This window comes from Pseudomonas oryzagri (assembly GCF_020831405.1).
In the GTDB taxonomy this organism is placed as follows: Bacteria; Pseudomonadota; Gammaproteobacteria; order Pseudomonadales; family Pseudomonadaceae; genus Geopseudomonas; species Geopseudomonas oryzagri.
In genome coordinates this window covers 252,367-278,087 of sequence record NZ_JAJHPU010000017.1, presented here as the reverse complement: position 1 = coordinate 278,087, position 25,721 = coordinate 252,367, and the positions used below count along the sequence as shown (strand labels likewise).

The 25,721-nt window shown below is 69.7% G+C and carries 26 protein-coding genes; 10 read left to right on the top strand and 16 right to left on the bottom strand.

Translation table 11 applies throughout. The features are described 5' to 3' along the window. Positions 1-181: 181 nt before the first annotated feature. The 4 genes from LMJ29_RS06515 to LMJ29_RS06500 all read left to right on the top strand — a co-directional run bounded on the left by LMJ29_RS06515 (position 182) and on the right by LMJ29_RS06500 (position 3,249). Positions 182-421, top strand: a complete 240-nt coding sequence (locus LMJ29_RS06515; RefSeq protein WP_229604698.1) for a CDGSH iron-sulfur domain-containing protein — start codon at positions 182-184, stop codon at positions 419-421. Positions 422-454: 33 nt separating this feature from the next. Further along, entirely contained in the window at positions 455-1,294 is an 840-nt protein-coding gene (locus LMJ29_RS06510; protein WP_229604697.1) for an SDR family oxidoreductase, read from the top strand. Positions 1,295-1,327: 33 nt separating this feature from the next. Then, the gene (locus LMJ29_RS06505) at positions 1,328-1,843 is read left to right on the top strand and encodes a LabA-like NYN domain-containing protein (RefSeq protein ID WP_229604696.1); all 516 of its coding nucleotides are present in this window, start codon (positions 1,328-1,330) and stop codon (positions 1,841-1,843) included. Between the two features lie 65 nt (positions 1,844-1,908). After that, a complete protein-coding gene (locus tag LMJ29_RS06500; protein WP_229604695.1) occupies positions 1,909-3,249 on the top strand; it encodes a DEAD/DEAH box helicase in 1,341 nt (446 codons plus the stop codon). A 3-nt stretch (positions 3,250-3,252) separates the two neighbouring features. On the opposite strand, the gene LMJ29_RS06495 is transcribed toward LMJ29_RS06500, so the two are convergent. After that, positions 3,253-4,311, bottom strand: a complete 1,059-nt coding sequence (locus LMJ29_RS06495) for a serine endopeptidase (RefSeq protein WP_229604694.1) — start codon at positions 4,309-4,311, stop codon at positions 3,253-3,255. A gap of 167 nt (positions 4,312-4,478) precedes the next feature. On the opposite strand from LMJ29_RS06495, the gene LMJ29_RS06490 reads away from it, so the two are divergent. After that, positions 4,479-5,627, top strand: coding sequence for a pyridoxal phosphate-dependent aminotransferase (locus LMJ29_RS06490; protein WP_229604693.1), 1,149 nt, complete (start codon positions 4,479-4,481; stop codon positions 5,625-5,627). Between the two features lie 117 nt (positions 5,628-5,744). Continuing rightward, complete coding sequence (locus LMJ29_RS06485; RefSeq protein ID WP_229604692.1) at positions 5,745-6,539, top strand: amidohydrolase; 795 nt, start codon at positions 5,745-5,747, stop codon at positions 6,537-6,539. A 114-nt stretch (positions 6,540-6,653) separates the two neighbouring features. Here LMJ29_RS06485 and LMJ29_RS06480 read toward each other — a convergent pair whose 3' ends face one another. Both LMJ29_RS06480 and LMJ29_RS06475 read right to left on the bottom strand, forming a co-directional pair. Further along, positions 6,654-6,860, bottom strand: a complete 207-nt coding sequence (locus LMJ29_RS06480) for a hypothetical protein (protein ID WP_229604691.1) — start codon at positions 6,858-6,860, stop codon at positions 6,654-6,656. Between the two features lie 35 nt (positions 6,861-6,895). Beyond that, positions 6,896-7,606 carry a Bax inhibitor-1 family protein gene (locus LMJ29_RS06475; RefSeq protein ID WP_229604690.1) on the bottom strand — a complete coding sequence of 237 codons (711 nt, stop codon included), beginning with the start codon at positions 7,604-7,606 and terminating at the stop codon, positions 6,896-6,898. Positions 7,607-7,724: 118 nt separating this feature from the next. On the opposite strand from LMJ29_RS06475, the gene LMJ29_RS06470 reads away from it, so the two are divergent. Further along, on the top strand, positions 7,725-8,258 hold the full coding sequence (locus LMJ29_RS06470) for a flavin reductase family protein (RefSeq protein ID WP_229604689.1): 534 nt from the start codon (positions 7,725-7,727) through the stop codon (positions 8,256-8,258). A 30-nt stretch (positions 8,259-8,288) separates the two neighbouring features. Here LMJ29_RS06470 and LMJ29_RS06465 read toward each other — a convergent pair whose 3' ends face one another. The 4 genes from LMJ29_RS06465 to yjeH form a co-directional block, all read right to left on the bottom strand. Next, the gene (locus LMJ29_RS06465; RefSeq protein WP_229604688.1) at positions 8,289-8,678 is read right to left on the bottom strand and encodes a DUF2784 domain-containing protein; all 390 of its coding nucleotides are present in this window, start codon (positions 8,676-8,678) and stop codon (positions 8,289-8,291) included. A 2-nt stretch (positions 8,679-8,680) separates the two neighbouring features. After that, the gene (locus tag LMJ29_RS06460; protein ID WP_229604687.1) at positions 8,681-9,040 is read right to left on the bottom strand and encodes a cupin domain-containing protein; all 360 of its coding nucleotides are present in this window, start codon (positions 9,038-9,040) and stop codon (positions 8,681-8,683) included. 126 nt (positions 9,041-9,166) lie between these two features. Continuing rightward, positions 9,167-10,345 carry an MFS transporter gene (locus tag LMJ29_RS06455; protein ID WP_229604686.1) on the bottom strand — a complete coding sequence of 393 codons (1,179 nt, stop codon included), beginning with the start codon at positions 10,343-10,345 and terminating at the stop codon, positions 9,167-9,169. 430 nt (positions 10,346-10,775) lie between these two features. After that, positions 10,776-12,044: an L-methionine/branched-chain amino acid transporter gene (yjeH, locus tag LMJ29_RS06450; RefSeq protein ID WP_229604685.1), complete on the bottom strand. Its 1,269-nt coding sequence runs from the start codon at positions 12,042-12,044 to the stop codon at positions 10,776-10,778. Positions 12,045-12,188: 144 nt separating this feature from the next. On the opposite strand from yjeH, the gene LMJ29_RS06445 reads away from it, so the two are divergent. Continuing rightward, complete coding sequence (locus tag LMJ29_RS06445) at positions 12,189-12,608, top strand: Lrp/AsnC family transcriptional regulator (RefSeq protein ID WP_229604781.1); 420 nt, start codon at positions 12,189-12,191, stop codon at positions 12,606-12,608. A 182-nt stretch (positions 12,609-12,790) separates the two neighbouring features. On the opposite strand, the gene LMJ29_RS06440 is transcribed toward LMJ29_RS06445, so the two are convergent. The 8 genes from LMJ29_RS06440 to LMJ29_RS06405 all read right to left on the bottom strand — a co-directional run bounded on the left by LMJ29_RS06440 (position 12,791) and on the right by LMJ29_RS06405 (position 21,863). Continuing rightward, positions 12,791-13,375, bottom strand: a complete 585-nt coding sequence (locus LMJ29_RS06440) for an IMPACT family protein (RefSeq protein WP_229604684.1) — start codon at positions 13,373-13,375, stop codon at positions 12,791-12,793. A gap of 3 nt (positions 13,376-13,378) precedes the next feature. After that, the gene (rlmF, locus tag LMJ29_RS06435) at positions 13,379-14,422 is read right to left on the bottom strand and encodes a 23S rRNA (adenine(1618)-N(6))-methyltransferase RlmF (RefSeq protein WP_229604683.1); all 1,044 of its coding nucleotides are present in this window, start codon (positions 14,420-14,422) and stop codon (positions 13,379-13,381) included. Positions 14,423-14,519: 97 nt separating this feature from the next. Beyond that, positions 14,520-14,816 carry a winged helix-turn-helix domain-containing protein gene (locus tag LMJ29_RS06430; protein WP_229604682.1) on the bottom strand — a complete coding sequence of 99 codons (297 nt, stop codon included), beginning with the start codon at positions 14,814-14,816 and terminating at the stop codon, positions 14,520-14,522. Positions 14,817-14,831: 15 nt separating this feature from the next. Beyond that, entirely contained in the window at positions 14,832-16,193 is a 1,362-nt protein-coding gene (gene nhaD / locus LMJ29_RS06425) for a sodium:proton antiporter NhaD (protein WP_229604681.1), read from the bottom strand. 168 nt (positions 16,194-16,361) lie between these two features. Continuing rightward, entirely contained in the window at positions 16,362-19,193 is a 2,832-nt protein-coding gene (locus LMJ29_RS06420; protein WP_229604680.1) for a valine--tRNA ligase, read from the bottom strand. Between the two features lie 336 nt (positions 19,194-19,529). Beyond that, the gene (locus tag LMJ29_RS06415) at positions 19,530-19,895 is read right to left on the bottom strand and encodes a DNA polymerase III subunit chi (protein WP_229604679.1); all 366 of its coding nucleotides are present in this window, start codon (positions 19,893-19,895) and stop codon (positions 19,530-19,532) included. A gap of 16 nt (positions 19,896-19,911) precedes the next feature. Next, positions 19,912-20,331 carry a DNA polymerase III subunit chi gene (locus LMJ29_RS06410; protein ID WP_229604678.1) on the bottom strand — a complete coding sequence of 140 codons (420 nt, stop codon included), beginning with the start codon at positions 20,329-20,331 and terminating at the stop codon, positions 19,912-19,914. 41 nt (positions 20,332-20,372) lie between these two features. Continuing rightward, positions 20,373-21,863 carry a leucyl aminopeptidase gene (locus tag LMJ29_RS06405; protein ID WP_229604677.1) on the bottom strand — a complete coding sequence of 497 codons (1,491 nt, stop codon included), beginning with the start codon at positions 21,861-21,863 and terminating at the stop codon, positions 20,373-20,375. Between the two features lie 145 nt (positions 21,864-22,008). Here LMJ29_RS06405 and lptF point away from each other — a divergent pair, with 145 nt between their 5' ends. Together lptF and lptG are read left to right on the top strand one after the other, a co-directional pair. Next, positions 22,009-23,136, top strand: a complete 1,128-nt coding sequence (gene lptF / locus LMJ29_RS06400; protein WP_229604676.1) for an LPS export ABC transporter permease LptF — start codon at positions 22,009-22,011, stop codon at positions 23,134-23,136. Beyond that, a complete protein-coding gene (gene lptG / locus LMJ29_RS06395) occupies positions 23,123-24,184 on the top strand; it encodes an LPS export ABC transporter permease LptG (RefSeq protein ID WP_229604675.1) in 1,062 nt (353 codons plus the stop codon). Before lptF ends, lptG begins: the two co-directional genes overlap by 14 nt. 46 nt (positions 24,185-24,230) lie before the next feature. Here the strand turns inward: lptG and LMJ29_RS06390 are convergent, their stop codons facing one another. Continuing rightward, positions 24,231-25,643 carry a hypothetical protein gene (locus LMJ29_RS06390; RefSeq protein WP_229604674.1) on the bottom strand — a complete coding sequence of 471 codons (1,413 nt, stop codon included), beginning with the start codon at positions 25,641-25,643 and terminating at the stop codon, positions 24,231-24,233. Between the last annotated feature and the right edge of the window lie 78 nt (positions 25,644-25,721).

The window sequence follows — 25,721 nt, the reverse complement described above, 5'->3', positions numbered from 1 at the left end:
CCCATAAATCGAGCTAGATGATGCGGTATCGATGCAGTGTAGCCCTTGTGGCTCTCACCGTTGCCCGATCCGACCACCGGGGCTCGAAGGTGCTTTAATTAGACAGCGCTGCGGGCCGGCCATGCGGCGACCCTCGTCCGCTCGCTATGCTGATAAGGCATAGAAACCACGGAGATATGCCATGTCCGAGCCTCATGTTGCCCAGCGCGGTCCCTTGGCGGTGACGGTCGAGGCCGGCAAGGAGTACTGGTGGTGCCGCTGCGGTCTGAGCCAGAGCCAGCCGTTCTGCGACGGCTCGCACCGGGTCGGCCCCTTCCGCCCGCTGCGCTTTCGCGCCCTGCGCAGCGAGACCCTGTACTTCTGCGCCTGCAAGCACACCGCCTCGCCGCCGCTGTGCGACGGCAGCCACAAGCGGCTGTAGACGGGCAGCCGTCCGACCCGCCAGGAGGACCGCATGCGCCGCGTCATCCGCAAGGTGTTCGTCAGCAAGGTGTTCCAGCGCAAGGTGGTGCTGATCACCGGCGGCTGCGCCGGCATCGGCCGGGCGCTGGCGGTGCGCTTCGCCCAGGCCGGGGCGCGCCTGGTGCTGCTCGATCTCGACCAGGCGGCGCTCGACAGCCTGGCCCAGCACCTGGCCGAGCACCACAACGCCCAGGTCCTGGCCCTGCGCTGCGACATCGCCGACGCCGCGGCGGTGCGGGCGGCGGTGGCGTTGGCGGTGGAGCGCTTCGGCGGCATCGACGTGCTGGTCAACAACGCCGGCATCACCCATCGCAGCGCCTTCGCCGAAACCGACCTGGCGGTGTTCGAGCGGATCATGGCGGTCAACTACTTCGGCGCCCTGCACTGTACCCAGGCGGCCCTGCCGAGCCTTTTGGCGCGGCGCGGGCAACTGATCGTGATGAGCTCGCTGTCGGGTTTTGCGCCGATGCTCAACCGCAGCGCCTACAACGCCAGCAAGCATGCCCTGCACGGCCTGTTCGACACCCTGCGCCTGGAGCTGGCGGGCAGCGGCGTGAACGTCATGCTGGTGTGCCCCGGCTTCACCGCCACCGACATCCGCAAGCGTGCGCTGGTCGGCGACGGCTCGGTGATCAGCCAGCCGATCCCGTTCGTCGGCAAGGTCAGCTCGCCGCAGGACACCGCCGAGGCGATCTTCCAGGCCGCGGTGCGCCGCAAGCGCCTGCTGGTGCATTCCAACGTCAACTGGCTGGCGCGGCTGCTGGCGCGCCTGGCGCCGCGGCTGTTCGAGCGGCTGCTGGTGCCGCGGCTATCCGGGCTCAAGCCCTCGTAGGGGCGAATGAAGTGGCCCCTGCCGGAGGCCTGGATGGATAATCCGCCATTCGCCGCGCCGCAAGGACTCCCCGTGAAGACCATCGCCCTGTTCGCCGATGTGCAGAACCTCTACTACACCGTGCGCCAGGCGCATGGCTGCCACTTCGACTACGCCGTGCTGTGGGCCGAGGTGGCGGCGCGCGGGGAGATCGTCGAGGCCTACGCCTACGCCATCGACCGCGGCGACCCGCGCCAGCAGAAGTTCCAGCGCACCCTGAGCAAGCTCGGCTTCACCGTGAAGCTCAAGCCCTACATCCAGCGCAGCGACGGCAGCGCCAAGGGCGACTGGGACGTCGGCATCACCATCGACGTGCTCGACGCCGCGGCGCGGGTCGACGAGGTGGTGCTGGCCTCCGGCGACGGCGACTTCGACCTGCTGCTCGAGCGCGTGCGCCGCGCCGGCGTCGAGTCCACTGTGTACGGCGTGCCGGGGCTCACCGCGCAGTCGCTGCTGCGCGCCGCCGACCGCTACGTGCCGATCCAGGGCCCCCTGCTGCTGCGTGGCTGATCCTCCGGCAGTCGGCGGCCTTTGCGGGTAAACTGGCGCCCTCGTTTTTTTGCCGGTTGCCTGCCATGACCTTCGCTTCCCTCGGCCTGATCGAGCCGCTGCTGCGCACACTCGCCGATCTCGACTACCAGACCCCCACGCCGGTGCAGAGCCAGGCGATTCCCGCCGTGCTCAAGGGCCGCGACCTGATGGCGGCGGCGCAGACCGGCACCGGCAAGACCGCCGGCTTCGCCCTGCCGCTGCTGCAGCGCCTGAGCCAGGTGGGGGTGGTGGCGCCCAACTCGGTGCGCGCGCTGATCCTGGTGCCGACCCGCGAGCTGGCCGAGCAGGTCCACGAGAGCTTCCGCGTCTACGGCCAGCACCTGCCGCTGCGCACCCTGGCCGCCTACGGCGGGGTGAGCATCAACCCGCAGATGATGCGCCTGCGCAAGGGCGTCGACGTGCTGGTGGCCACCCCCGGCCGGCTGCTCGACCTGTTCCGCCAGAACGCGGTGCGCTTCGAGCAGGTGGAGTTCCTGGTGCTCGACGAGGCCGACCGCATGCTCGACCTGGGTTTTGCCCGCGAGCTCAACGAGCTGTTCGCCATGCTGCCGCGGCGCCGCCAGACCCTGCTGTTCTCGGCGACCTTCTCGGAGACCATCCGCGAGCTGGCGCGGGTGCTGCTGCGCGACCCGCTGTCCATCGAGGTCAGCCCGCGCAACGCCGCGGCGCAGTCGGTCAAGCAGTGGCTGATCCCGGTGGACAAGAAGCGCAAGTCCGAGCTGTTCTGCCACCTGCTCAAGGCAAGGCGCTGGGGCCAGGTGCTGGTGTTCGTCAAGACCCGCAAGGGCGTCGACGAGCTGGTCGGCGAGCTGCAGCGCCTGGGCGTCAGCAGCGACGCGATCCACGGCGACAAGCCGCAGCCGGCGCGCCTGCGCGCGCTGGAGCGTTTCAAGGCCGGCGAGGTGCAGGTGCTGGTGGCCACCGACGTGGCGGCACGCGGCCTGGACATCGACGACCTGCCGCTGGTGGTCAACTTCGACCTGCCGATCGTCGCCGAGGACTACGTGCACCGTATCGGCCGCACCGGCCGCGCCGGCGCGACGGGTGAGGCGCTGTCCTTGGTGTGCGCCGACGAGGTGCAGCTGCTCGCCGCCATCGAACTGCTGATCCGCCAGGTGCTGCCGCGCCGCGACGAGCCGGACTTCATTCCCGACCACCGCGTGCCGCAGACCACCATCGACGGCCAGGTGGTGAAGAAGCCGAAGAAACCCAAGGCGCCCAAGGTCGAGTTTGGCAAGCCGGGCAAGGCCGGCAAGCCGCTGGGCAACTGGATCGACAGCAGCGCGCCCAAGGTCAAGTCGGTGCGCAAGATGCCCGGCCTGGGCGGCGCCAAGAAGCCGGCAGGGCCGAGCAAGAAGAAGTAACCGTTACGGCGCCGGCGGCGCGCTCGCCTGGGCCGCGCTGCTGCCGCAGGCGAAGCAGAAGCGCGCGAAGGCGCTCTTGCGTGCGTCGCACGTCCCGCAGTGGTCGAACAGGCTGAGGCCGCAGTGCTGGCAGAAGTCGATCTGCGGGTTGTCCAGCTCGACCGGCCGCTCGCAGCCGGGGCAGACCTTCTTGGCCAGGCGCAGCAACGAGGTGTCGTAGGAGATCTCTTGGCGCCGCTCCACGTCGGGCTTGGCCTCGGCCTCCAGCTGGCGCTGGCGGTAGCGGTTGAACGAGACGATCGCCTGGCGGCCGACCAGCACGGTGATCAGTACGCCGACGATATTGCGCACGTAGCCGCCGTAGCTCGGCAGGTAGGGCACCAGCTCGACGAAGAACACGAACAGCGCGAAGTAGATGTAGCCCCACACGAACGGCCACCATGTGCTCTTGCGCTGGCGGGCGAACAGCCAGCCGGCCACCAGCAGCAGCGGCAGGGTGATCGCCAGGCGGATCAGGAACACCTTGAGTTCCTGCTTGCGCTGCTCGCCGGCCAGCCGCTCGTAGGCATCCGCGTGCAGCGCGTCGAGTTGCTTCTGCGCATGGCGCTGCGCCTGCTGGGCGTCGAGCAGGCGCTGCTCGTCGGCCTCCACCGTCCCCCGCACCTGGCGCTCGACGAGGCGCAGGTGCTCGAGCGCCTCGGTGCGCTTGAGCAATTCCTCGTCGCGCGAAGCCTGCTGGGTCACCTGGCGGCTGGCCAGCCAGGCGTTCAGGGCGTCGCGCGCGGCCTGACTGTTCTGCCGCGCCGCCTCCAGCTTGAGGCGGTCCTGTTCGAGGGCGTCGTCGACCTCCTCGGTCAGCGCGCGCTGGCGCTTGATCTCCTGCTCGGCGCGCCGGGCGGCGGCCTGGTCGAGGAAGTCCTCCATCGCCAGTTGCTGCTCGACCAGCGGCAGGTTGCGCACCAGCGCGCCGCCGAGGTTGACCAGGAAGCCGGCGAACACCACGGCGACCAGCCACAGGGCGAGCTGGAAGAATTTCTCGGAGCGGCGCTGGGCCTTGTTCATGTGAGCATCCTTTCTCTCTGGACTGCGCCTGAGCATAGCGCAGCGCCCTTGCCGGGCGGCGGACGCAGCCGCCAGTTTCGCGCATGCGCTGGGCCTTCGGCCCGGCTGCCGCGCGGCGGCGGATCGGCTATCCTCGCCGCTTGCGCTCCATTGGCTCAGGAACTGCGATGATCGTCAGCAAGCTGCCCAACGTCGGCACCACCATCTTCACCACCATGTCCCAGCTCGCCGCGCAGACCGGCGCCATCAACCTGTCGCAGGGCTTCCCCGACTTCGACGGCCCGCAGGCGCTGCGCGAGGCGGTCGGCCGCCACGTGATGGCCGGACACAATCAATACGCACCGATGACCGGCCTGCCGGCGCTGCGCGAGCAGGTGGCGGCGAAGATCGCCCGCAGCTACGGCCGCCAGGTGGACATGGACGCCGAGGTGACCATCACCCCCGGCGCCACCGAGGCGATCTTCTGCGCGGTGCAGGCGCTGGTGCGCCCGGGCGACGAGGTGATCGTCTTCGATCCCTGCTACGACAGCTACGAGCCGTCGGTGGAGCTGGCCGGCGGGCGCTGCGTGCACGTGCCGCTGGCGCTGCCGGACTTTGCCATCGACTGGCAGCGCCTTTCCGATGCCATCGGCCCGCGCACCCGGCTGATCATCCTCAACAGCCCGCACAACCCCAGCGGCGCGCTGATTTCCCGCGCCGAGCTGGACCAGCTGGCCGCCTTGATCCGCGAGCGCGAGATCTACCTGATCAGCGACGAGGTCTACGAGCACCTGGTGTTCGACGGCGTCGAGCACGCCAGCGTGCTGGCCCACGAGGAGCTGTACGCGCGCGCCTTCGTGGTCAGCTCGTTCGGCAAGACCTACCACGTCACCGGCTGGAAGACCGGCTACGTGGTGGCGCCGGCGCAGCTTTCCGCCGAGCTGCGCAAGGTCCACCAGTTCGTCACCTTCTGCGGCATCACCCCGCTGCAGTGGGCGCTGGCCGACTTCATGACCGCCCACCCCGAGCACGTCGCCGAGCTGCCGGCCTTCTACCAGGCCAAGCGCGACCTGTTCTGCGACCTGCTCAAGGGCTCGCGCTTCGCCTTCAAGCGCACCCCCGGCACCTACTTCCAGCTGGCCGACTACTCGGCGATCCGCGACGACCTGAATGACGTCGAGATGTCGCTGTGGCTGACCCGCGAGCACGGCGTGGCGACCATCCCGGTGTCGGTGTTCTACCAGGACGCGCCCAAGGACCTGCGCCTGGTGCGCTTCTGCTTCGCCAAGCGCGAGGACACCCTGCGCCAGGCCACCGACAAGCTGTGCCGGGTGTGACCGGTAGGGTGGACAACGCGCGTCAGCGCTTGTCCACCAATGTGCGCCCCGGTGGACAAGGCTGCGCCGTTGTCCACCCTACGTCAGCCGACGACCAAGGATTTGCGGAGACTTCCCATGCGTGACCTGACCGCCTTGCCCGACCTCAAGCTGGCCCTGGTGCAGACCGCCCCGGTCTGGCAGGACCCGGCCGCCAACCATGCCCACTTCGCCCGCCTGCTCGACCAGGCCGAGGGCGCCGACCTGGTGATCCTGCCGGAGATGTTCGCCACCGGCTTCTCGATGGACGCCGCCGCGCTGGCCGAGGCCGAGAACGGCCCGACCCGCGCCTGGCTGCTCGACCAGGCCGCACGCCTGAACGCCGTGGTGGTCGGCAGCGTGATCACCCGCGCCGCCGACGGCAGCTACCGCAACCGCCTGTACTGGGCGCGCCCGGACGGCAGCTGCGCCCACTACGACAAGCGCCACCTGTTCCGCATGGCCGGCGAGCACGAGCACTACGCGGCCGGCGAGGAGCGTGTGCTGCTGGAGCTGAAGGGTTGGCAGGTGCGTCCGCTGGTCTGCTACGACCTGCGTTTCCCGGTGTGGAGCCGCGATCCGCACGACACCGACCTGTTGCTGTACATCGCCAGCTGGCCGGCGGCGCGCCGCAATCCGTGGAACCGCCTGCTGCCGGCGCGCGGCATCGAGAACCTCTGCTACGTGGCGGCGGTCAACCGCATCGGCGCCGACGGCAACGGCTACCCGCACGCCGGCGACAGCCAGGTGCTCGACTTCCAGGGCGACAGCCTGCTGGCGGCGGGCGATGCCGAGGGCGTGTTCCAGGTGACCCTGTCGGCGCAGGCGCTGGCCAAGTTCCGCACGCGCTTCCCGGCCTATCGCGATGCCGACGCGTTCGAGCTGAAGGGCTGAAGCCGGGCGCGAGCTCTTTGCGTAGGTGGGTAAGCCGCAACGCGGCGCAACCCACCAGGGCGCCCGCCAGGTCGCCTGTTGGGGGTGGGCCAGCCCTGCGGGCTGGTTGGTGGGTTACGGCCTGCGGCCTAACCCACCCTGCGACCCCCCGCCCTTGTCTTCCCTGACCAGATACGCCTGCTTGTGCCCGCGCGCCTCGTACTTGCGCATCGCCGCCTCGGCCGCGCTGCGGCTGGCGAAGCGACACATCTCCACCTCGTTGCCGTTGTCGTCGATCCGATAGAGGACCCAGCACCGCTCGTCGGTCGTCGCTGCGTTCATCTGCGCCCCTCGCGGCTACCTGCCTGAAGCATGGCTCATCTGGTGCTCAGCAGGTCCAGCAGGTCGAGGAACAGGTTGAGGATGTTCAGGTAGATGCTGATCGCCATCGACATGGCGACCTCCCAGTCGTTGGCGGCTTCCACCTGGTTGAGTCGGCTGAGCTTGTGGAAGTTGTAGAGCAGGTATCCGGTGAATACCGCGATGCCCGCCAGGGCGATGAGCCGGCGCAGCCAGCCGTCGATGGCGACGAACAGGCGCAATATGCCGATCGCGATGAGCAGCAGGAGGGCTGAGTGCAGGGGGCCTCGCAGGGAGGAGAAGTCTATCCCCGAGTGGCTGCCGATCAGTCCGGCCGCCAGGGTGATCAGTGCGGTCAGGCCCAGGACCCGGCCGCCGAGGTTTTCGTCCACCGAGACCAGACACAGGGCCAGCAGCAGCCCGCCGAGCACCGACCAGAGACTGAACAGCGGTACGCCGTAGCTGAGGTCGTGGCGGCCGAAGAACAGCAGAATCAGGAAGACGCCGAAGTCCAGCGCCAGCAGGGCGTAGAACCAGGGTTTGACGTAGTACCAGTCGAGGTGGAGGTCGAGCTGGCCGTTCGCCCCGATGCTGCCGCCGACCCAGGCCGACCGGGCATGGTACTGGCGACGCAGCCGGCCGATCAGCAGCAGGGTGCTGAGCCAGGTCAGCGCCAGTTGGCTGCCGAGGATGAGGAAGGTTTTTTCGTATAGCGACAGGCTGTCCATCGGCTCTCCTGCGTCCGTGCAGTGCCCGTCCATCCAAACGAGCGGGTGAGGGGGCCAAGGTAATGCAGCGCCGCACGCCCCGTCTATTCTCCAGGAGATCTGCAGAGGAGCGTCCGCGATGAAAGTCGAACTGCCGTTGGCCGAGGTCTACGCCGTGCTCGAACCCGGCCCGGTGGTGTTGCTGAGTACCGCGCAGGCGGGGCGGGCCAACGTGATGCCGATGTCCTGGCACTGCATGCTGGAGTTCGAGCCGCCGCAGGTCGGCTGCGTGGTCAGCGCGGCGAACCATTCCTTCGCCGCGCTGGAAGCAACCGGCGAGTGCGTGCTCAACGTGCCGAGCGCCGAGCTGCTCGACCGGCTGGTGGCCTGCGGCAATAGCCATGGCGACCAGGTCGACAAGTTCGCCAGCTTCGCCCTCACCGCCGTGTCCTCGGCGCAGGTCGCCGTGCCGCGCGTCGAGGAGTGCTGGGCGAACCTAGAGTGCCGGGTGATCGATCGCCAACTGGTCGGCAGCTACAACTTCTTCCTCCTCGAGGTGCTGCAGGCCTGGCACGACCCGCAGGTGACCGCGCCGCGCACCCTGCACCATCGCGGCTACGGCAGGTTCATGATCGCCGGCGAAGAGGTGCAGAGCGGCTCGGCGATGCGCTAGCAGCGCTCGGGAGTCGTCCGGACGGCCCACTCAGCGCTGCCCGAGCGCCTGCGCGTCGTGGCGCAGGTAGCGTCGCCATACCCAGATGTAGATCGCCAGGTTGACCAGCAGCACGAAGGCGGCCAGCACGTACTGCACCGGCAGGCTCAGCCAGTCCGGGTAGAGCAGCGGCAGCAGGTAGTGCTCGATGAAACCTTCGCTGTAGCCGGCCTCGCCGGCGCGCAGGCGCAGCTGCTGCTCCCAGGCGGTGAGCGGGCAGCCGCGCCCGGTCAGCTCGACGAAGATCGCCCAGGCCGCCGCCGGCGGATGCAGCAGCAGGAAGAGGCGCCAGCGGCCCGCCAGCAGGCCGCCGAACAGGGCGAACAGCACGAAGGCCAGGTGCACGACCAGGATGGCGTCGGCGGCCAGGCCCCAGTGCATGTCTAGTGCGTCCTGGCGTAGTCGATCATGCCTTGGAAGTCGACCACCACCGCCGGTTCGTCGCCGATCACCCAGGCGTCATGGCCCGAGGGCAGTAGCGACACGTCGCCCGGATGGCAGTCGAACTCGGTGCCGTCGTCCATCAGGATGTGCAGCACGCCGGAGACGTGATACTGGAAGTGCGGCGCCTCGCAGCTCCTGGTCTTGACCAATGGCTGTACCGAGGTCGCCCAGCGCCAGCCGGGCTCGAAGATGGCGCGGCCCACGGTGGCCCCGCCGATGGTGACCAGCTCCACCCGGCCCTTGGGGAACTCCCGGACCTCGTCCGGCTTGTCGAAGTGCTTGAGTGCCGCCATGTCCATCGTCAACCTCCCGTGCTCAGGTGTCCCGGGCCGGCCGCCCGATGCAGCCGGGCCAACAGTTCAAGGGTAGGTCAGTCGCGGCCCGGCCAGCCGACGCCCGGACGTGTGGCGCCCGGAAGTATGGCGTCAGTGCAGCCCGAGGCGCTCGCGCGCCGGACGCAGGCGTGGCAGCGGCCAGGCGGCGGCGATGGTCGCCAGCAGCAGGGCGACGCCCAGCAGCGGCAGTTGGGCCAGGCCGAACTGGGCACCCAGCCACAGGCCGCCGAACCAGGCGCCGCTGGCGTTGCCGAGGTTGAAGGCGGCGTGGCTGAGGGTGGCAGCCAGGCCCGCCGAGTCGCCGGCCTGCTCGACCAGCAGCAGTTGCAGCGGCGAGGAAATGGCGAAGCTGGCCATGCCCCAGCACAGCAGCAGGGCCATGGCCACCGGCGGCGTGTCGATGCAGGCGAACAGGCCGAGCAGCGCCAGGGCGCTGCAACCCATCGCCAGCGGTACGGCATGGCGGATGCCGCGGTCGGCCAGGCGGCCGCCGAGCAGGTTGCCGAGGGTCAGGCCGACGCCGAATACCAAGAGGCCCGTGTTGCTCAGGTTGGCCGAGAAGCCGCCGCTGTCGCGCAGCAGGGGACTGATGTAGGTGAACACGCTGAACAGCGCCACCGAGGACAGGCAGCACACGCCGAGGGCGTGCAGCACCGGACGGCGCAGTACGCCACTCCAGGCACCGCCGCCATGGCTGGGCACGCCCTGGCCGCGCGGCAGCCAGAGCAGTTGGGCGAGCAGGGTGCAGACGCCGAAGCCGGCGACGGCGAAGAAGGTCATCCGCCAGCTGCTGGCCTGGCCGAACCAGGCGCCCAGCGGCACGCCGAGCACATTGGCGATGGTCAGCCCGCTGAGCACCAGGGCCATCGCCGAGGCGCGCCGCTGCGGCGGCGCCAGCTCGGCGGCGAGCAGGGTGGCGCAGCCGAAGAAGCCGGCATGGCTGACCGCGGTGAACAGCCGCGCGGCGACCAGCCAGGCATAGTCCGGCGCCAGCGCGCAGCCCAGGTTGCCGAGGGTGTAGGCGCCCATCAGCCACATCAGCGCCTGCTTGCGCGGCAGGCGGCCGAGCAGCGGGCCGAGCAGCGGCGCGCCGACCACCACGCCCATGGCGTAGGCGCTGACCAGCAGGCCGGCGTCGGCCAGGCTGACGCCTAGATCGCGGGCCACCTCGGGCAGCAGGCCCATGATGATGTATTCGCTGCTGCCGACCACGAAGCCGCCGAGGGCGAGGGCCAGTAAGGGGAGGGAAAGCAGAGTCTGGGCGGACATGCGCGGGGGGATTCCTGGCGGGGCACGAAGCGTGGGGGTGGCGCGGAAGGCGCATTCTAGCGCGGTTGCAGTGGTTTCCGAGAGGGCGCGCAGCGGCACGTGCCCTGGTCCGCGCGATCAGCGGTGCGGGGCGAATGGGGACCAGCGGGACGGTGGCCGGTGCGGTCGACGATGGAGCGTGGCGGAGTGGCGCTGGCCAGCGCAGGGCGATGGCGCGTCTGCCGGGCTGCGACGCGACGGCCAGCCGAGGGGTTAGGACCGATGCGCAGAGCGACGTACACCGGCCGGGCGGGAGAAATTGGTCCGCACCCCGAGCGGTGGCCAGGACGGGCACCGGCCAGAGGTCGGCGCGCCGCCAGCGGGCGAGATCCGCCACGCGCAGGCCGGCGATGGCCGGCCGGCAGGTTGTCCGCCCCGCGTACCGCCCGGCTCAGAGCGGCGGGCGGGCGCCGAGGGGCAGGGGTCGCCACCACAGGCTGGCCAGGGCCAGCACGGCGAGCAGGCCGAGGGCGTACAGCGCGTCGCTGCCGAGCATGGCCAGCACCAGCGCGCACAGCAGGCAGCTGAGCAGGGCGACGGCGCGCCAGACGCCGCGCAGCAGCACCACGCCGGCGGCCATGCTGAGCAGGTAGACCAGCACGAAGTTGCCGTTGGCGTAGCGGATCAGCTCGTCCACCGAAAGCTGCAGGCCGCTGGCGAGCAGGGCGCACAGGGCGCTGGCCAGCACCACCAGCAGCAGCGCGCGGCCGGGCACGCCGTGGCGGTTGCGCCGGGCCAGGGCGCGCGGCAGCTTGCCCTCGTCGGCCAGGCTCCAGATCAGCCGGGCGAAGCCCTGCACGTAGACGTTCATCGAGGCGAAGCAGGCCAGGTAGCCGACCACCGCCACCAGCAGGCGGGCGCGCTCGCCGAGCAGCAGCTCCATCAGTCGCGGCAGGGCGCTGGCGTCGCGCTCGGCGTCGCCGTACATGGCGAAGCTGAGGATCGCCACCGAGCAGGCCCAGTACACCAGCCCGGCGAGCAGTACGCCGAGCAGCAGGGCCAGCGGGAAGTCGCGCTGCGGGCGCTTGAACTCCTCGCCCAGGTGGGTGAAGGCCTCGATGCCGACGAAGCACCAGAACATCACCCCCAGCGCCGCCGGAATGCGCGACCAGTCGTCCGCCGCCAGCGGCGGCAGCAGCGGCTGCTCGCGCAGCGGTAGATCGCCGGCCCACCAGATCAGCGCCACGGTGGCGAGGATGGCCACCGCGATCAGCCCCTGTACCAGCCCGGAGGCGCGCGCCGGGCGCTGGCCGAGCAGCAGCATGGCGGCGAGGGTGGCGAGCTGGATGGCCAGCGCCTCGCCGCGGTCCAGCGGCAGCAGCGCCTGCCAGAAACCGGTGGCGATGTGCAGCGCCGCCGGCAGGCCGACCGGCAGCACGGCGAGGAACAGCAGGGCAACCACCCGCTCCAGGCGCACGCCGAAGGCGCGGCCGATCAGGTGCGGCGCGCCGCCGGCGTGCGGGAAGCGGCGGCCGAGCTGGGCGAAGGTGAAGGCCACCGGCAGCACCAGGGCGATGAGGATGAGCCAGGCCCACAGCGAAGCGGTGCCGGCGGCCGTGGCGGCCAGCGCGGGCACCACGAAGATGCCGGTGCCGAGCAGCGAGGTGCTGAGCAGGCCGACGCCCTGCAGCAGGCCCAGCTCCTGGTTGAGACGGCTCATGGGGGTAGGCTCCGGCCCTGTGGTCGATCACCCATGTTAGGCTTCTGCGCCTTGCGGCGCCCCTGGCGGAGCGACGGCATTGGCCGGCGATCCGCCGGTTTTGCGCGTCAAACTGCCCGTTGCCGAGAGACCGTCGTGGAAAGCCTGGATAAGTTCGATCGCCAGATCATCGCCCTGCTGCGCGAGGACGCGCGTACCCCCGTCAGCCAGATCGCCCGCGCGGTCAACCTGTCGCGCTCGGCGGTCGGCGAGCGGATCCGCCAGCTGGAGCAGGGCGGGGTGATCCGCGGCTACCACGCCCAGGTCAGCGATCCGGCCGGCGCCGGGATCAAGGCCTATCTCGAACTGTTCTACAAGGACAGCCGCTGCCAGGAGTACGTCGAGCGCCTGCGCGGCTTCGCCGAGGTCCGCCAGTGCTGCGGGATCAGCGGCGAGACCGACATGCTCGTGCTGGTCGAGGCGCCGAGCATGGCGCGGCTCAGCGAGGTGCGCGCCGAGATCGAGCGTTTCCCCGGCATCCAGCGGATCAAGACCCACGTGGTGGTGCAGGAGTGGGCGATGTGAGGTTCACGATCTGCTGCGCGTCGGCCATGCTGCGTTGCAACGCAGAGAGTCAATCGGCTTCGGACAGTGGCTTGCCACTGAACGCCCGCAAGGGCGGCAACTCCGCTTCCTCAGCCGATTTCGCGGGGCCGCCCAGGCCTTGCCTGGCTCTAGCTCGCGAGACCGTGAGCAGACTCTGAGGCCTAAAGCGCGTGCAGCTGGATCTGCCCGCGGCTGAGGTCGGCCAGCTGGCGGCGCACGGTTTCCAGCTGGCCGCTCGGCAGGGCCAGGCGCAGCTCGGCGCCGGCGGCGTCGAATTGTTCCTGCTCGATGGTCACCTGCCAGTCGGCCAGCCGCGCACGGATGCGCGCCAGCTCGGCGAAGGGCACGTGGCAGCGCGCCGCCAGGCGCTCCACCAGTTCGCTGCGCTCGCCGCCCTGCAGGCACTTGGCCGCGCTGCCGCCGTAGGCGCGCGCCAGGCCGCCGGTGCCGAGCTGGATGCCGCCGTACCAGCGGATCACCAGCACCACCACGCGGTCGCAGTCCTGGCCCTCGATGGCGGCGAGGATCGGCCGCCCGGCGGTGCCGCCCGGTTCGCCGTCGTCGCTGAAGCGGTACTGCGCACCGCACTTCCACGCCCAGCAGTTGTGCGAGGCGGCGCGGTCGCTGTGCGCGTCGAGGAAGGCCTGCGCCTCGGCCGGGCTGGCGATCGGCGCGGCGAGGGCGATAAAGCGGCTCTTGCGGATCTCCTCGCGGTACTCTGCGGGGCCGGCCAGGGTGAAGGCCATGGCTCAGCCCTGCGCCGAATCGCGTGGCTGGTGCCAGGCGGCGCGCGCGTCGGCGGTGTGGAAGGTCCAGGCGACGAAGCGGCTCTGCTTCTGGCCCTGGCTCATCGCCACGGTGCGCATCTCCAGCGCGCCGCTGTGCTTCAGCGCCTGTTCGACCAGCGGCAGGTTGCCGCCCTTGGACACCAGGCAGGTGAACCACAGCACCTGGCCCGCCACCGCGCGGCTCTCGGCGATCATCCGGCGGATGAAGGCGATCTCGCCGCCGTCGCACCACAGCTCGTTGGATTGGCCGCCGAAGTTGAGCGCCGGCAGCTTGCGCCGGGGGTCGAGCTTGCCGAGGTTCTTCCACTTGCGCCGGCTGCCGGCGCTGGCCTCGGCGGCCGAGGCGTGGAACGGCGGATTGCACAGGGTGAGGTCGAAGCGTTCGTCCGCGTGCAGCAGGCCGGCGAAGATGTGTTTGGCGTCCGGCTGGCGGCGCAGCTCGATGGCGCGCTCCAGGCCGTTGGCGCGGACGATGGCCTGCGCGGCGGCCAGCGCGGTGGCATCGATATCCGAGCCGAGGAAGCGCCAGCCGTACTCGCGCTGGCCGAGCAGCGGGTAGATGCAGTTGGCGCCGGTGCCGACGTCCAGCACGCGCACCCTGGCCCCGCGCGGGATCACGCCGCCGGCGTCTTCGCAGAGCAGGTCGGCCAGCGCGTGCACGTAGTCGGCGCGGCCGGGCACCGGCGGACACAGGTAGCCGGGCGGGATGTCCCAGTGATTGATGCCGTAGTGCTGCTTGAGCAACGCGCGGTTGAACACCCGCACCGCCGCCGGATCGGCGAAGTCGATGCTCTCCTTGCCGTAGGGATTGACGATGACGAAGGGCGCCAGCTCCGGGCAGCCGCGGATCAGCGTCGGGAAGTCGTAGCGGCCCTGGTGGCGGTTGCGCGGGTGCAGTTCGCCCTTGCTGACGGGCAGGCGCTGCTGGCCGGACGGTGCGGTCTTGGCGGTGCCACGCGCGGGGCGGGCAGGCTTACGAGATGAGGGTTTCGGCGGCTGGGTCATGGACGCGGGACGGCGATGGAGCGGGAGCGCATTGTCCCACAGCCATGGCTGACGTGCGCGCCGCCATGAGGGCGCGCTGCCATAGGGCGCACCGCAGTCAGGGATAGCCGAGCACGTCCCTGATCCGCGCCAGGTGGTCGCCGACCCAGCGCTTGTCGATCGCGCCCCAGTCGCGCACCTCGTAGTGGCCGGCGTTGTGGCGCTCGCCAGCGTCCTGCTGGAACTGGCAGTCGATGTCCAGCTCGGCGAGCGCCGCCAGGGTGTCCTGGGCGGTGCGCCGCGGCATGCCGGTGGCCGCCATCAGCGCCGGTACGCTGGTGGCGGTGCCGCTGTCGATTAGCCAGGCGACGTACAGGCGACGGTAGAAGCTGGTGCGGGTCTTGCTCACGTCCATGTGCGACTTTCCGATTCAGGTCAGGGTCTTGAGGGCGATGAAGGTGGCGGCGCCGCCGAGGTAGCCGAGCAGGGCGAGGCCGCTGATGTACTTGAGATACCAGAGGAAGTTGATGCGCTCCATGCCCATGGCGGCGACCCCGGCGGCTGAGCCGATGATCAGGCAGCTGCCGCCGGTGCCGGCGCAATAGGCGAGCATTTCCCAGAAGGTGCCGTCGGTGACGAAGTGCTGCAGCCACTCGGCCTCGCTGCCGCTCACCGCTGCCGGAGCGACCAGCGGGTACATCTTCATCGCGCCGGCCACCAGCGGGACGTTGTCGACCACGGCGGAGAGCAGGCCGATGGCGATGTTGATGGCGTAGACGTTGCCCAGCTGCTCCTTGAGCAGGCCGGCGACCTGGGTCAGGTGGCCGGCGGTGGCCAGGCTGGATACCGCGAGGAGGATGCCGAGGAAGAACAGGATGCTCGGCGTGTCGATGCGGCGCAGCACGCCGACCACCGACAGCGGGTGCTTGGCCTCGTCGTTCTTGCCGCGGTGGATCACCTCGGTGGCCACCCAGAGCACGCCGAGGCCGAACAGGATGCCCATGTACGGCGGCAGGTGGGTGACGGTCTTGAACACCGGCACGAACAGCAGCGAACCGAGGCCGAGGGACAGCACCAGGCCGCGCTCGAACGGCGTGGTCGGGTCGCGGTGGCCTTCCTCGGGATCGATGACCGCCTGCGGGCGTGCGGTCTCGCCGCGCAGGATGAGGCTCAGCGCCAGCAGCGGCACCAGCAGGCAGACCAGGCTGGGCAGGAACAGGCTGGCGACGATGCCGCCGGTGGTGATCTGGTTGCCGATCCACAGCATGGTGGTGGTGACGTCGCCGATCGGCGACCAGGCGCCGCCGGCGTTGGCGGCGATCACCACGATGCCGGCGTAGAACCAGCGCTCGCGCGGCTCGCCGATCAGCTTGCGGAGCAGCGAGATCATCACGATGGTGGTGGTCAGGTTGTCCAGCACCGCCGATAGGAAGAAGGTGAAAAAGCCGACGATCCACAGCAGCGGCACGCGCTTGCGGGTCTGGATGCGGTCGGTGATGACGCGGAAGCCTTCGTGGGCATCGACCAGCTCGACGATGGTCATGGCGCCGAGCAGGAAGAACAGGATCTCGGCGATCTCGCCCAGGTGATGGCGCAGTTCGCTGACCGCTCCATGGCTGCCGTCGCCGGCGGCCTGCACGGCCGGCAGGATGCTGGCCTCGCCGAGCACCAGGGCGGTCCAGCACAGCACGGCGGTGAGGATGGCCGAGGCGGCCTTGTCGATGCGCAGCGGGTGTTCGAGGGCGATGCAGAGGTAGCCGACGACGAAGATGAGAGCCATCCAGGCGTACATGGGGTGGGTTTCCGGTAAGGCAGGGTTGACGAGACGTTGTCTTGTTGACGGCAACTTGCCGGCGAGCATGCCTGATCGCGGGCAGCGCTGAAAAGCACCAGGCGGTCGCAGCGGGCAGAAAAAAGGCCCGTCACCTCGCGGTGGCGGGCCTTTTCCGCACGATGCGCCTTACAGCGCGGCGATCTTGGCGCGCTGCTCGGCCAGCTTGGCCAGCGCCTGCTCGGCCTCGGCCAGCTTGGCGCGCTCCTTGTCGAGCACCTCGGCCGGCGCCTTCGCGACGAAGCCCTCGTTGGCCAGTTTGCCGCCGACGCGCTTGACCTCGCCTTCCAGGCGCTGCAGTTCCTTGTCCAGGCGCGCCAGCTCGGCGTCCTTGTCGATCAGCCCGGCCATCGGCACCAGCACCTGCATCTCGCCGACCAGCGCGGTGGCGGCCAGCGGCGCTTCCTCGCCGGCAGCCAGCACGCGCACCGACTCCAGCTTGGCCAGCTTGGCCAGCAGCGGCTCGAAGGCGGCCAGGCGGCGCTGGTCTTCGTCGCTGGCGTTGGCCAGCACCACGTCGATGCGCTTGGCCATGGAGATCTTCATCTCGCCGCGGATCTGCCGCACGCCGAGCATCAGTTGCTTGACCCACTCGATGTCGGCCTCGGCGCCGGCGTCGATTCGCTCATCGGCGGCGACCGGCCACGGTTGCAGCATCAGGGTCGGGCCGCTCTTGCCGGCCAGCGCCTTGATGCGCTGCCAGATTTCCTCGGTGATGAACGGCATGAACGGGTGGGCCAGGCGCAGGATGACCTCCAGCACGCGCACCAGGGTACGGCGGGTGCCGCGCTGGCGCTCGACGGAAGCGGTTTCGTCCCACAGCACCGGCTTGACCAGCTCCAGGTACCAGGCGCAGTACTCGTCCCAGACGAACTCGTAGAGCGACTGGGCGGCCAGGTCGAAGCGGAACTGGTCGAGGTGGCGGGTGACGTCCTGCTCGCAGCGCTGCAGGGCGGAGATGATCCAGCGGTCCACCGCGGACAGCTCGACCGGCTCGTCGTTGACGCCGCAGTCCTGGCCGTCGGTGTTCTCCAGCACGAAGTTGGTGGCGTTCCACAGCTTGTTGCAGAAGTTGCGGTAGCCCTCGACGCGGCCCATGTCGAACTTGATATCGCGGCCAGTCGATGCGAGGGAACAGAAGGTGAAGCGCAGCGCGTCGGTGCCGTAGCTGGCGATGCCTTCGGGGAACTCGGCGCGGGTCTGCTTGGCGATCTTCTCGGCCAACTTGGGCTGCATCATGCCGCTGGTGCGCTTGGCCACCAGGGTTTCCAGGTCGATGCCGTCGACGATGTCCAAGGGGTCCAGCACGTTGCCCTTGGACTTGGACATCTTGTGGCCCTGGCTGTCGCGCACCAGGCCGTGGACGTAGACGGTCTTGAACGGGATCTGCCCGGTCAGGTGCAGGCTCATCATGATCATCCGGGCGACCCAGAAGAAGATGATATCGAAGCCCGTCACGAGGACATCCGTGGGGTGGAAGGTCTTCAGGAAGTCGGTCTGCTCCGGCCAGCCGAGGGTCGAGAAGGTCCACAGGCCCGAGCTGAACCAGGTGTCGAGCACGTCGTCGTCCTGGCGCAGGGCGATGTCGCCCAGATTGTGCTTGGCGCGCACCTCCGCCTCGTCGCGGCCGACGTAGACGTTGCCGGCGTCGTCGTACCAGGCCGGAATGCGGTGGCCCCACCACAGCTGGCGGCTGATGCACCAATCCTGGATGTCGCGCATCCAGCTGAAGTACATGTTCTCGTACTGCTTGGGCACGAACTGGATGGAGCCGTCTTCCACGGCGGCGATGGCCTTCTCGGCCAGCGGCTTGGTGGTGACGTACCACTGGTCGGTCAGCCACGGCTCGATGACCACGCCGGAGCGGTCGCCCTTCGGCACCTTCAGCGCGTGGTCGTCGATCTTCTCCAGAAGGCCCAGGGACTCGAAGGCGGCGACGATGCGCTTGCGCGCCTCGAAGCGGTCGAGGCCGGCGTATTCGGCCGGCAGGCTGGCGTCGAACTCGGCGTCGACGCTGCCGTCTAGCTTGAACACCTGGGCGCTGGCGAGGATCGCGGCGTTCTTGTCGAGGACGTTGATCAGCGGCAGGCCGTGGCGCTTGCCGACTTCATAGTCGTTGAAGTCGTGGGCCGGGGTGATCTTCACGCAGCCGGTGCCGAACTCGGGGTCGCAGTAGTCGTCGGCGACGATGGGGATGCGCCGGCCGACCAGCGGCAGTTCGACGAACTTGCCGATCAGCGCCTGGTAGCGCTCGTCGGTCGGGTGCACGGCGACCGCGCTGTCGCCCAGCATGGTTTCCGGACGGGTGGTGGCGACGATCAGGTAGTCCTTGCCCTCGGCGGTCCTGGCGCCGTCGGCCAGCGGGTAGCGCAGGTTCCACAGGCTGCCCTTCTCGTCGTGGTTTTCCACTTCGAGGTCGGAGATCGCGGTGTGCAGTTTCGGGTCCCAGTTGACCAGGCGCTTGCCGCGGTAGATCAGGCCGTCCTCGTGCAGGCGCACGAAGGCTTCCTTGACCGCCTCGGAGAGGCCGTCGTCCATGGTGAAGCGCTCGCGCGACCAGTCCACCGAGGAGCCCAGGCGGCGAATCTGCCGGGTGATGGTGCCGCCGGACTCTTCCTTCCACTCCCAGACCTTTTCCAGGAACTTCTCGCGGCCGAGATCGTGGCGCGACAGGTTCTGTGCGGCCAGCTGGCGCTCCACCACCATCTGGGTGGCGATGCCGGCGTGGTCGGTGCCCGGCTGCCACAGGGTGTTGCGGCCCTGCATGCGACGGAAGCGGATCAGCGCGTCCATGATCGCGTTGTTGAAGCCGTGGCCCATGTGCAGGCTGCCGGTGACGTTCGGCGGCGGCAGGGCGATGGTGTAGGACTCGCCGGAGCCTTGCGGGGCGAAGTAGTTCTTCGCCTCCCACTCGGCGTACCAACGGGATTCGATTTCGTGGGGCTGGTAGGTCTTGTCCATGCGCAGCGGGACCCTTTCGGCAGCTGATCGGAAAACCGCGAAGTATAACGGGGATCGAGGCGGGGGCGTAGGGCGGGGTGTCGGGGGAGCCGGAATCCCCCCTAGCCCCCCTTTTGCAAAGGGGGGGATGGATCGGTGGTGTCTGCTGGGGTGGTGTTGGTAGCGGGGTATAGGGAGCAGCAGAATCACAGCAACCACGCTGGACCTACTCCCCCTTTGTAAAAGGGGGGTGGGGGGATTGCCGGCTTGGTATTCGCAACAGAGCGCCGGCCTACCAGAGTCTCGACAACCGCACTGGCCTATTCCCCCCTTTGTAAAAGGGGGGTTAGGGGGGATTCAGCGCCTGCCCGCACGCAGGATCTTGGCCAGGTGGTCTTCCAGCCGGCGGTGCAGTTCGGCCTCGATCTGCAGCATGTAGTCGTCGATCACTTCCTGCATGATCAGCCTTGCAGCGGCCTGCAGTTCGCGTTCGATCTGCGCCATCGGCTCCTCGACGGGGGCCGCGGCAGGCGGCGGGCTGGCGGGGACAAAGGGTGGCGGACTGCTCGGCACCACCCGCTCGGAGAGCAGCGGCACCGCGGCGAGCGGCTCGGAAAGCACCGGGATGACCGGCTCGCCGACCGTCTCGGTGAGCAGCGGCAGCTCGTCGTTGATCAGGTCGGGCCAGGCGGCGGTTTTCGGCGGAATCGGTGGCGTGTCCATCGGATGGCTCGCGGCGTTACAGGTGCAGGTGCTGGGGAGCATAGCCCCGTTCGCGGTAGAAGCGGTAACTGGCGCGCAGGGCGGCGCGGGTCTGCGGGTCCTGGTCGACCACCTCGGCGATGCGTTCGAAGCGCTCGAAGAATGGCGGCACCGTGCTGGCCAGGTTGATCAGCAGGCTCTGCTCGCCGCCGGCGTCCGCACCCCAGGCCACCAGCAGCGGCGCATCCACACCGGCGCCGGCCAGCTGGTGCGGCACGAAGCTGGCGGCGCTGAACTGCCAGAGGCGGGCGTCGAGCGCCTCGGCCTGCGCCTGGTCCTGGCAGTTGAGGTAGATGCGGTGCCCCTCGCGCCAGGCCTTGGCCGCCAGGCGGCAGGCGTAGGTCAGGCGCGCCTGGGCGTCGCTGCCCTGGAGGATGTAGAAGTCGATGCGTTTCATCGGTCAGCTCCGGCCGGCGCGGGGCGCCGGCCGGAAACGGCTCAGGCCTTGCAGCGTTCGATGAGGAACTGGCTGAGCAGCGGCACCGGGCGGCCGGTGGCGCCCTTGTCCTTGCCGCCGCTGATCCAGGCGGTGCCGGCGATGTCCAGGTGCGCCCAGGGGAACTGCTTGGCGAAGCGCGACAGGAAGCAGGCGGCGGTGATGGTGCCGGCCTTGGGGCCGCCGATGTTGGCGATGTCGGCGAACGGGCTGTCCAGCTGCTCCTGGTACTCGTCGAACAGCGGCAGCTGCCAGGCGCGGTCGGCGGCGTGCTCGCCGGCCTTGAGGATCTGCTTGATCAGCGCGTCGTTGTTGCCCATCAGGCCGGAGGTCTGGCTGCCGAGCGCGGTGATGCAGGCGCCGGTGAGGGTGGCGATGTCGATCACCGCCTGCGGCTTGAAGCGCTCGGCGTAGGTCAGGGTGTCGCACAGCACCAGGCGGCCTTCGGCGTCGGTGTTGAGGATCTCGACGGTCTGCCCGCTCATGGTGGTGACGATGTCGCCGGGACGGGTGGCGCCGCCACTGGGCATGTTCTCGGCGCAGGCCAGCAGGCCCACCACGTTGATCGGCAACTGCATTTCGACCAGTGCGCGGAAGGTGCCGAGCACGCTGGCGGCGCCGCACATGTCGTACTTCATCTCGTCCATGCCGAGACCGGGCTTGAGGCTGATGCCGCCGGTGTCGAAGGTGATGCCCTTGCCGACCAGGGCCACGGGAGCCTCGTCCTTCTTGCCGCCCTTGTACTCGAGGACGATCAGCCGCGGCGGCTGCTCGCTGCCCTGGGCCACGGCGAGGAAGGCGCCCATGCCCAGCTCCTTGAGCTTCTTCTCGTCGAGCGCCTCGACCTTGAGGTTCTTGTGCTGCTTGGCCAGCGCCTTGGCCTCCTCGGCGAGGAAGCTCGGGTGGCAGAGGTTGGGCGGCAGGTTGCCCAGGTCGCGGGTCAGCGCCATGCCGTTGGCGATCGCCTGGCCGTGGCCGATGGCGCGCTCGAGCTCGGCGACCTCGGTGTCCTCGCCCAGCAGGGTGATCTTCTTCAGCGCCGGTGCCGGCGCCTTGTCGCTCTTGAAGCGGTCGAACACATAGCCGCCGTCGGCCAGCACCTCGACCAGCAGGCGGGTGCGCGCGTACAGGTCGCGGCCCTTGACCATCAGCTCGCCGAGGGTCAGCGCGGCATCGCCGCCGCCCAGGGTCTTGAGAACGGCGAGCGTGGCGGAAACTACCTTGCGGAAGTTGCGGTCGGAGAGTTCGCGCTCCTTGCCGCAGCCGACCAGCAGCACGCGTTCGGCCTTGAGGCCCGGCAGGCTGTGCAGCAGCAGGGTCTGGCCGAGCTTGCCCTCCAGATCGCCACGCTTGAGCAGGGTGCTCAGCGCGCCTGCGCAGGCGCTGTCGACCGCGCGGGCGGCGGCGCCGAGCTTGCGACCCTCGCCGACGGCCAGCACCAGGGTGGCGGTTTTCAGGGTTTCCGGACGGGCACTCTTGACGAGGAATTGCATGGGCGGGGGTCCCCAAGACAAACAGGCGGGTTTGCAGGATAATGCCGGCCAATTTTTTCACGGGCGCGATGCCGCTGCGGCCAGCGCAGAGGCGGCTAGTTTGAGCGTTGCGGCCCGAGCCTGACAACCCTGGAGTAGTCCCGGTTTGATCATCTTCCGTTATCTGTCCCGCGAAGTGCTGGTGACCCTCAGCGCGGTGAGCGCCGTGCTGCTGGTGATCATCATGAGCGGGCGTTTCATCAAGTACCTGGCCCAGGCGGCGCAGGGTCTGCTCGACCCCGGCGTGCTGTTCATGATCATGGGCTTTCGCATGCCGGGGTTCCTGGAGCTGATCCTGCCGCTCGGCCTGTTCCTCGGCATCCTGCTCGCCTACGGCCGTCTCTATCTGGAGTCGGAGATGAGCGTGCTGTCGGCCGCCGGCATGAGCCGCCAGCGGCTGCTCGCCTACACCCTGGCGCCGGCCGCGCTGGTGGCGGCAGCGGTGGCCTGGCTGAGCCTGTCGCTGACGCCGCTGGGCGTGACCCGCGTCGAGCAGATCCTCAACAGCCAGGATGCCCTCACCGAGTTCGACACCCTGGTGCCGGGGCGCTTCCAGGCGCTCAAGAGCGGCTCGCGGGTGACCTACACCGAACGTCTGTCCGAGGACGGCCGCGAGCTGGGCGGGGTGTTCATCTCCGAGCTGCGCCTGTCGCGCGACGGCGACAAGAAGCGCGGCATCAGCGTGCTGGTGGCCGAGACGGGCCGCCAGGAGATCCGCCCCGACGGCAGCCGCTACCTGATCCTCGAGAACGGCTACCGCTACGACGGTCAGCCCGGCCAGCCCGACTACCGGGCGATCCAGTACGACCGCTACGGCGTGCTGCTGCCCAAGCCGGAAGTGGCCGGCGAAGTGAACGACCGCGAGGGCATCCCCACCGCCGAGCTGCTCGGCAGCGACGACCCGCGCCACCAGGCCGAGCTGCAGTGGCGGCTGTCCATCCCGCTGCTGGTGTTCGTGGTCACCGTGCTGGCGGTGCCGCTGGCCCGGGTCAACCCGCGCCAGGGCCGCTTCCTCAAGCTGCTGCCGGCAATCCTTCTATATATGGCCTACCTGGCCCTGCTGATCGCCATGCGCGGCCAGCTGGAGAAGGGCCGCCTGCCGGCGGCGCTGGGCCTGTGGTGGGTGCACGGCCTGTTCCTCGCCATCGGCCTGCTGCTGTTGTACTGGGAGCCGCTGCGCCTGAAGTGGAGGGCGCGTCGTGCCTGCCAGGAGATCGTCCATGTCCAGGCTTGATCGCTACATCGGCACCAGCGTGTTCTTCAGCATCCTCGCGGTGCTGGGGGTGATCGTCGGCCTGGCCCTGCTGTTCGCCTTCATCGACGAACTCGGCGATCTCGACGCCGGCTATGGTGTGACCGAGGCGCTGCGCTACATCCTGCTGACCATCCCCTCGCAGATCCACGAGTTGCTGCCGATGGCGGCGCTGATCGGCTGCCTGATCGGCCTCGGCACCCTGGCCAGCAGCAGCGAGCTGACCATCATGCGCGCCGCCGGCGTGTCGCTCGGGCGCATCGTCTGGGCGGTGATGAAGCCGTTGCTGGTGCTGATGCTGGTCGGCCTCTTGATCGGCGAGTACGTCTCGCCGTGGACCGAGAATATGGCGCAGAGTGGCCGCTCGCTGGCCCAGGGCAGCGGCGAGGCGCAGAGTACCAAGCGCGGCATGTGGCATCGCCAGGGCGAGGAGTACGTGCACATCAACTCGGTGCAGCCCAATGGCGTGCTGCTCGGCGTGACCCGCTACCGCTTCGACGGCGAACGCCGCCTGCAGAGCGCCAGCTTCGCCCGTCGCGCCCGCTACGAGAGCGACCACTGGCAGCTGGAGAACGTCACCACCACCCAGATCTACGCCGACCGCAGCGAGCAGGTGCGGCTGCCCAGCGAACGCTGGGACGTCGAACTCAGCCCCGAGCTGCTCGGCACCGTGGTGGTCGAGCCGGAGGCCCTGTCGATGACCGGGCTGTGGCGCTACATCCACTACCTCGGCGAGCAGGGCCTGGCCAACAGCCAGTACTGGCTGGCGTTCTGGACCAAGGTGCTGCAGCCCCTGGTCACCGCCACCCTGGTGCTGCTGGCGATCTCCTTCATCTTCGGCCCGCTGCGCTCGGTCACCCTCGGCCAGCGCATCTTCACCGGCGTGCTGGTCGGCTTCGTGTTCCGCATCGCCCAGGACCTGCTCGGTCCCTCCAGCCTGGTGTTCGGCTTCTCGCCGCTGCTCGCCGTGCTGGTGCCGGCGGGGATCTGCGCGCTGGCCGGCTTGTGGATGCTGCGCCGGGCCGGCTGAGCCGGCACACAGCGCTTCTCTCAGGGCCGGCCTTCGCCGGCCCTGTTCATTTTGGGGTATGGAAATAGCGCCCGAGCAGGTCGGGATCGTCGAAGTGCGCCTCGCCCACGAACGCGCTGGCGTGGCGTCCCCACTGGCGCATGGCGCCCGGCGAGACCACTCCCGACGGCCACAGGATCCAGCGCTCCAGGCGCTGGCTGCCGGGCACCAGGCCGTCGCTGCCGTACAGGCTGCGCCGCCCGGCCGGGTGGGGCAGGCGGCGCAGCTCGTCCAGTTCGGCCAGCCGATAGCGGTGGATGGGGTAGGGCGCGCGGCGGCCGTCCACCCACAGCAGGGCGTGGTCGCCGGCGCGCAGCCACAGGGTCGCCGCCTGGCGGCCCGCCAGCGTCAGCCGGCGGGCCAGGCGCTGCTCCGCGTCGGCCGGCTGGCGAAACTGCAGCGGCGAGTCGGCGGGCAGGAACAAGGCGTGCCAGCAGCCGCAGGGATGGATGGCGTCGAACAGGATGGCCTGGCCGCGCTCGTCCAGGGTGACCCGCCAGAGCAGGCCGTCCAGCTCGCCGGCATAGAGGTCCAGGACTCCGCTCGCCGGCCGCTCGCTGAACCACCACTGGTAGATCAGCTGCAGGTGCCAGCGCCCGTCCAGGCGGCTCCAGGCGTGGCGACGGTAGACGAGTGCCGGGTCTCGGGCGAAACCGCGGCGGCCGCGGCGGTCGAACAGCGGCGCGCCGGGGCGGTCGGCGGCGCTCTGCGCGGCGATGCGCAACTCCGGGGCGTGACGGGCGAACAGGGCGGCGAGCTGTTCCGCCGTCGCCTGCGGCAGGCCGAGGACATCGGTGCGCAGCGGCGGCGGTGGGGTGTCGCCGAGCGGCTCGGCCAGACGATAGCTGAGCCAGGCGGCGGTGTCCGCGGGGGCCTGCTGCGCCGCGGCTTCGCGTTGCCAGGCGGCGATGCTGCGTCGATACAGCGGGCGCAGCAGCGGGTAGAGGCCGAGGGTACGCGCCCATGGACGGTAGTCGCTGGGAATCCGGGCAGCGGCGGCTGCGCGGGCGAAGCTGTGGATATCGTTGGCGAGGCTCTCGACCTGGCGCCGGCGACAGCCTTCCAACAGCGCCGGCTCCGGCAATTCAGTTCGCTCGCCGGCCGCCAGATTGCCCCGCTCGATGGCGGCGGCCTCGCGGTCGTTGTCGGCCAGGCGCTGCAGCCACAAACGGCGTGCCGCCGGGCTGGTGGCTTCGACAGCGAGGACGGCCAGCACGCGGTCGCTGCGCAGGCCGGGAAAGTCGGCGAGGGGGTGGTACTGGGCGTCGCGCACCGCGGCGGTGGCGGACCGCAAGCGGGCGAAGGCCCGGCCACAGGCGTCGGGCGCGGCCGGCGGCTGCAGGGCGCAGCCGCTCAGCACGGCGGCGGCCAGCAGGATCGCGTGGTGGCTGGGAAGGGAGCGGCGCTGCCGGCTGCCCATGCAGGTGCCCTCGGCGAAGGCCTCCTTGCGGTCGACTGAAGCGGGCGCCGTGGCGCCCGTTCTTGCAGTCTAGATCGC

Excerpts from the sequence above, each read along its gene's own strand:
- LMJ29_RS06515 (WP_229604698.1), top strand. The coding sequence starts at position 182 with ATGTCCGAGCCTCATGTTGCCCAGCGCGGTCCCTTGGCGGTGACGGTC.
- LMJ29_RS06510 (WP_229604697.1), top strand. The coding sequence starts at position 455 with ATGCGCCGCGTCATCCGCAAGGTGTTCGTCAGCAAGGTGTTCCAGCGC.
- LMJ29_RS06505 (WP_229604696.1), top strand. The coding sequence starts at position 1,328 with ATGGATAATCCGCCATTCGCCGCGCCGCAAGGACTCCCCGTGAAGACC.
- LMJ29_RS06500 (WP_229604695.1), top strand. The coding sequence starts at position 1,909 with ATGACCTTCGCTTCCCTCGGCCTGATCGAGCCGCTGCTGCGCACACTC.
- LMJ29_RS06495 (WP_229604694.1), bottom strand. The coding sequence starts at position 4,311 with ATGAACAAGGCCCAGCGCCGCTCCGAGAAATTCTTCCAGCTCGCCCTG.
- LMJ29_RS06490 (WP_229604693.1), top strand. The coding sequence starts at position 4,479 with ATGATCGTCAGCAAGCTGCCCAACGTCGGCACCACCATCTTCACCACC.
- LMJ29_RS06485 (WP_229604692.1), top strand. The coding sequence starts at position 5,745 with ATGCGTGACCTGACCGCCTTGCCCGACCTCAAGCTGGCCCTGGTGCAG.
- LMJ29_RS06480 (WP_229604691.1), bottom strand. The coding sequence starts at position 6,860 with ATGAACGCAGCGACGACCGACGAGCGGTGCTGGGTCCTCTATCGGATC.
- LMJ29_RS06475 (WP_229604690.1), bottom strand. The coding sequence starts at position 7,606 with ATGGACAGCCTGTCGCTATACGAAAAAACCTTCCTCATCCTCGGCAGC.
- LMJ29_RS06470 (WP_229604689.1), top strand. The coding sequence starts at position 7,725 with ATGAAAGTCGAACTGCCGTTGGCCGAGGTCTACGCCGTGCTCGAACCC.
- LMJ29_RS06465 (WP_229604688.1), bottom strand. The coding sequence starts at position 8,678 with ATGCACTGGGGCCTGGCCGCCGACGCCATCCTGGTCGTGCACCTGGCC.
- LMJ29_RS06460 (WP_229604687.1), bottom strand. The coding sequence starts at position 9,040 with ATGGACATGGCGGCACTCAAGCACTTCGACAAGCCGGACGAGGTCCGG.
- LMJ29_RS06455 (WP_229604686.1), bottom strand. The coding sequence starts at position 10,345 with ATGTCCGCCCAGACTCTGCTTTCCCTCCCCTTACTGGCCCTCGCCCTC.
- yjeH (WP_229604685.1), bottom strand. The coding sequence starts at position 12,044 with ATGAGCCGTCTCAACCAGGAGCTGGGCCTGCTGCAGGGCGTCGGCCTG.
- LMJ29_RS06440 (WP_229604684.1), bottom strand. The coding sequence starts at position 13,375 with ATGGCCTTCACCCTGGCCGGCCCCGCAGAGTACCGCGAGGAGATCCGC.
- rlmF (WP_229604683.1), bottom strand. The coding sequence starts at position 14,422 with ATGACCCAGCCGCCGAAACCCTCATCTCGTAAGCCTGCCCGCCCCGCG.
- LMJ29_RS06430 (WP_229604682.1), bottom strand. The coding sequence starts at position 14,816 with ATGGACGTGAGCAAGACCCGCACCAGCTTCTACCGTCGCCTGTACGTC.
- nhaD (WP_229604681.1), bottom strand. The coding sequence starts at position 16,193 with ATGTACGCCTGGATGGCTCTCATCTTCGTCGTCGGCTACCTCTGCATC.
- LMJ29_RS06420 (WP_229604680.1), bottom strand. The coding sequence starts at position 19,193 with ATGGACAAGACCTACCAGCCCCACGAAATCGAATCCCGTTGGTACGCC.
- LMJ29_RS06415 (WP_229604679.1), bottom strand. The coding sequence starts at position 19,895 with ATGGACACGCCACCGATTCCGCCGAAAACCGCCGCCTGGCCCGACCTG.
- LMJ29_RS06410 (WP_229604678.1), bottom strand. The coding sequence starts at position 20,331 with ATGAAACGCATCGACTTCTACATCCTCCAGGGCAGCGACGCCCAGGCG.
- LMJ29_RS06405 (WP_229604677.1), bottom strand. The coding sequence starts at position 21,863 with ATGCAATTCCTCGTCAAGAGTGCCCGTCCGGAAACCCTGAAAACCGCC.
- lptG (WP_229604675.1), top strand. The coding sequence starts at position 23,123 with ATGTCCAGGCTTGATCGCTACATCGGCACCAGCGTGTTCTTCAGCATC.
- LMJ29_RS06390 (WP_229604674.1), bottom strand. The coding sequence starts at position 25,643 with ATGGGCAGCCGGCAGCGCCGCTCCCTTCCCAGCCACCACGCGATCCTG.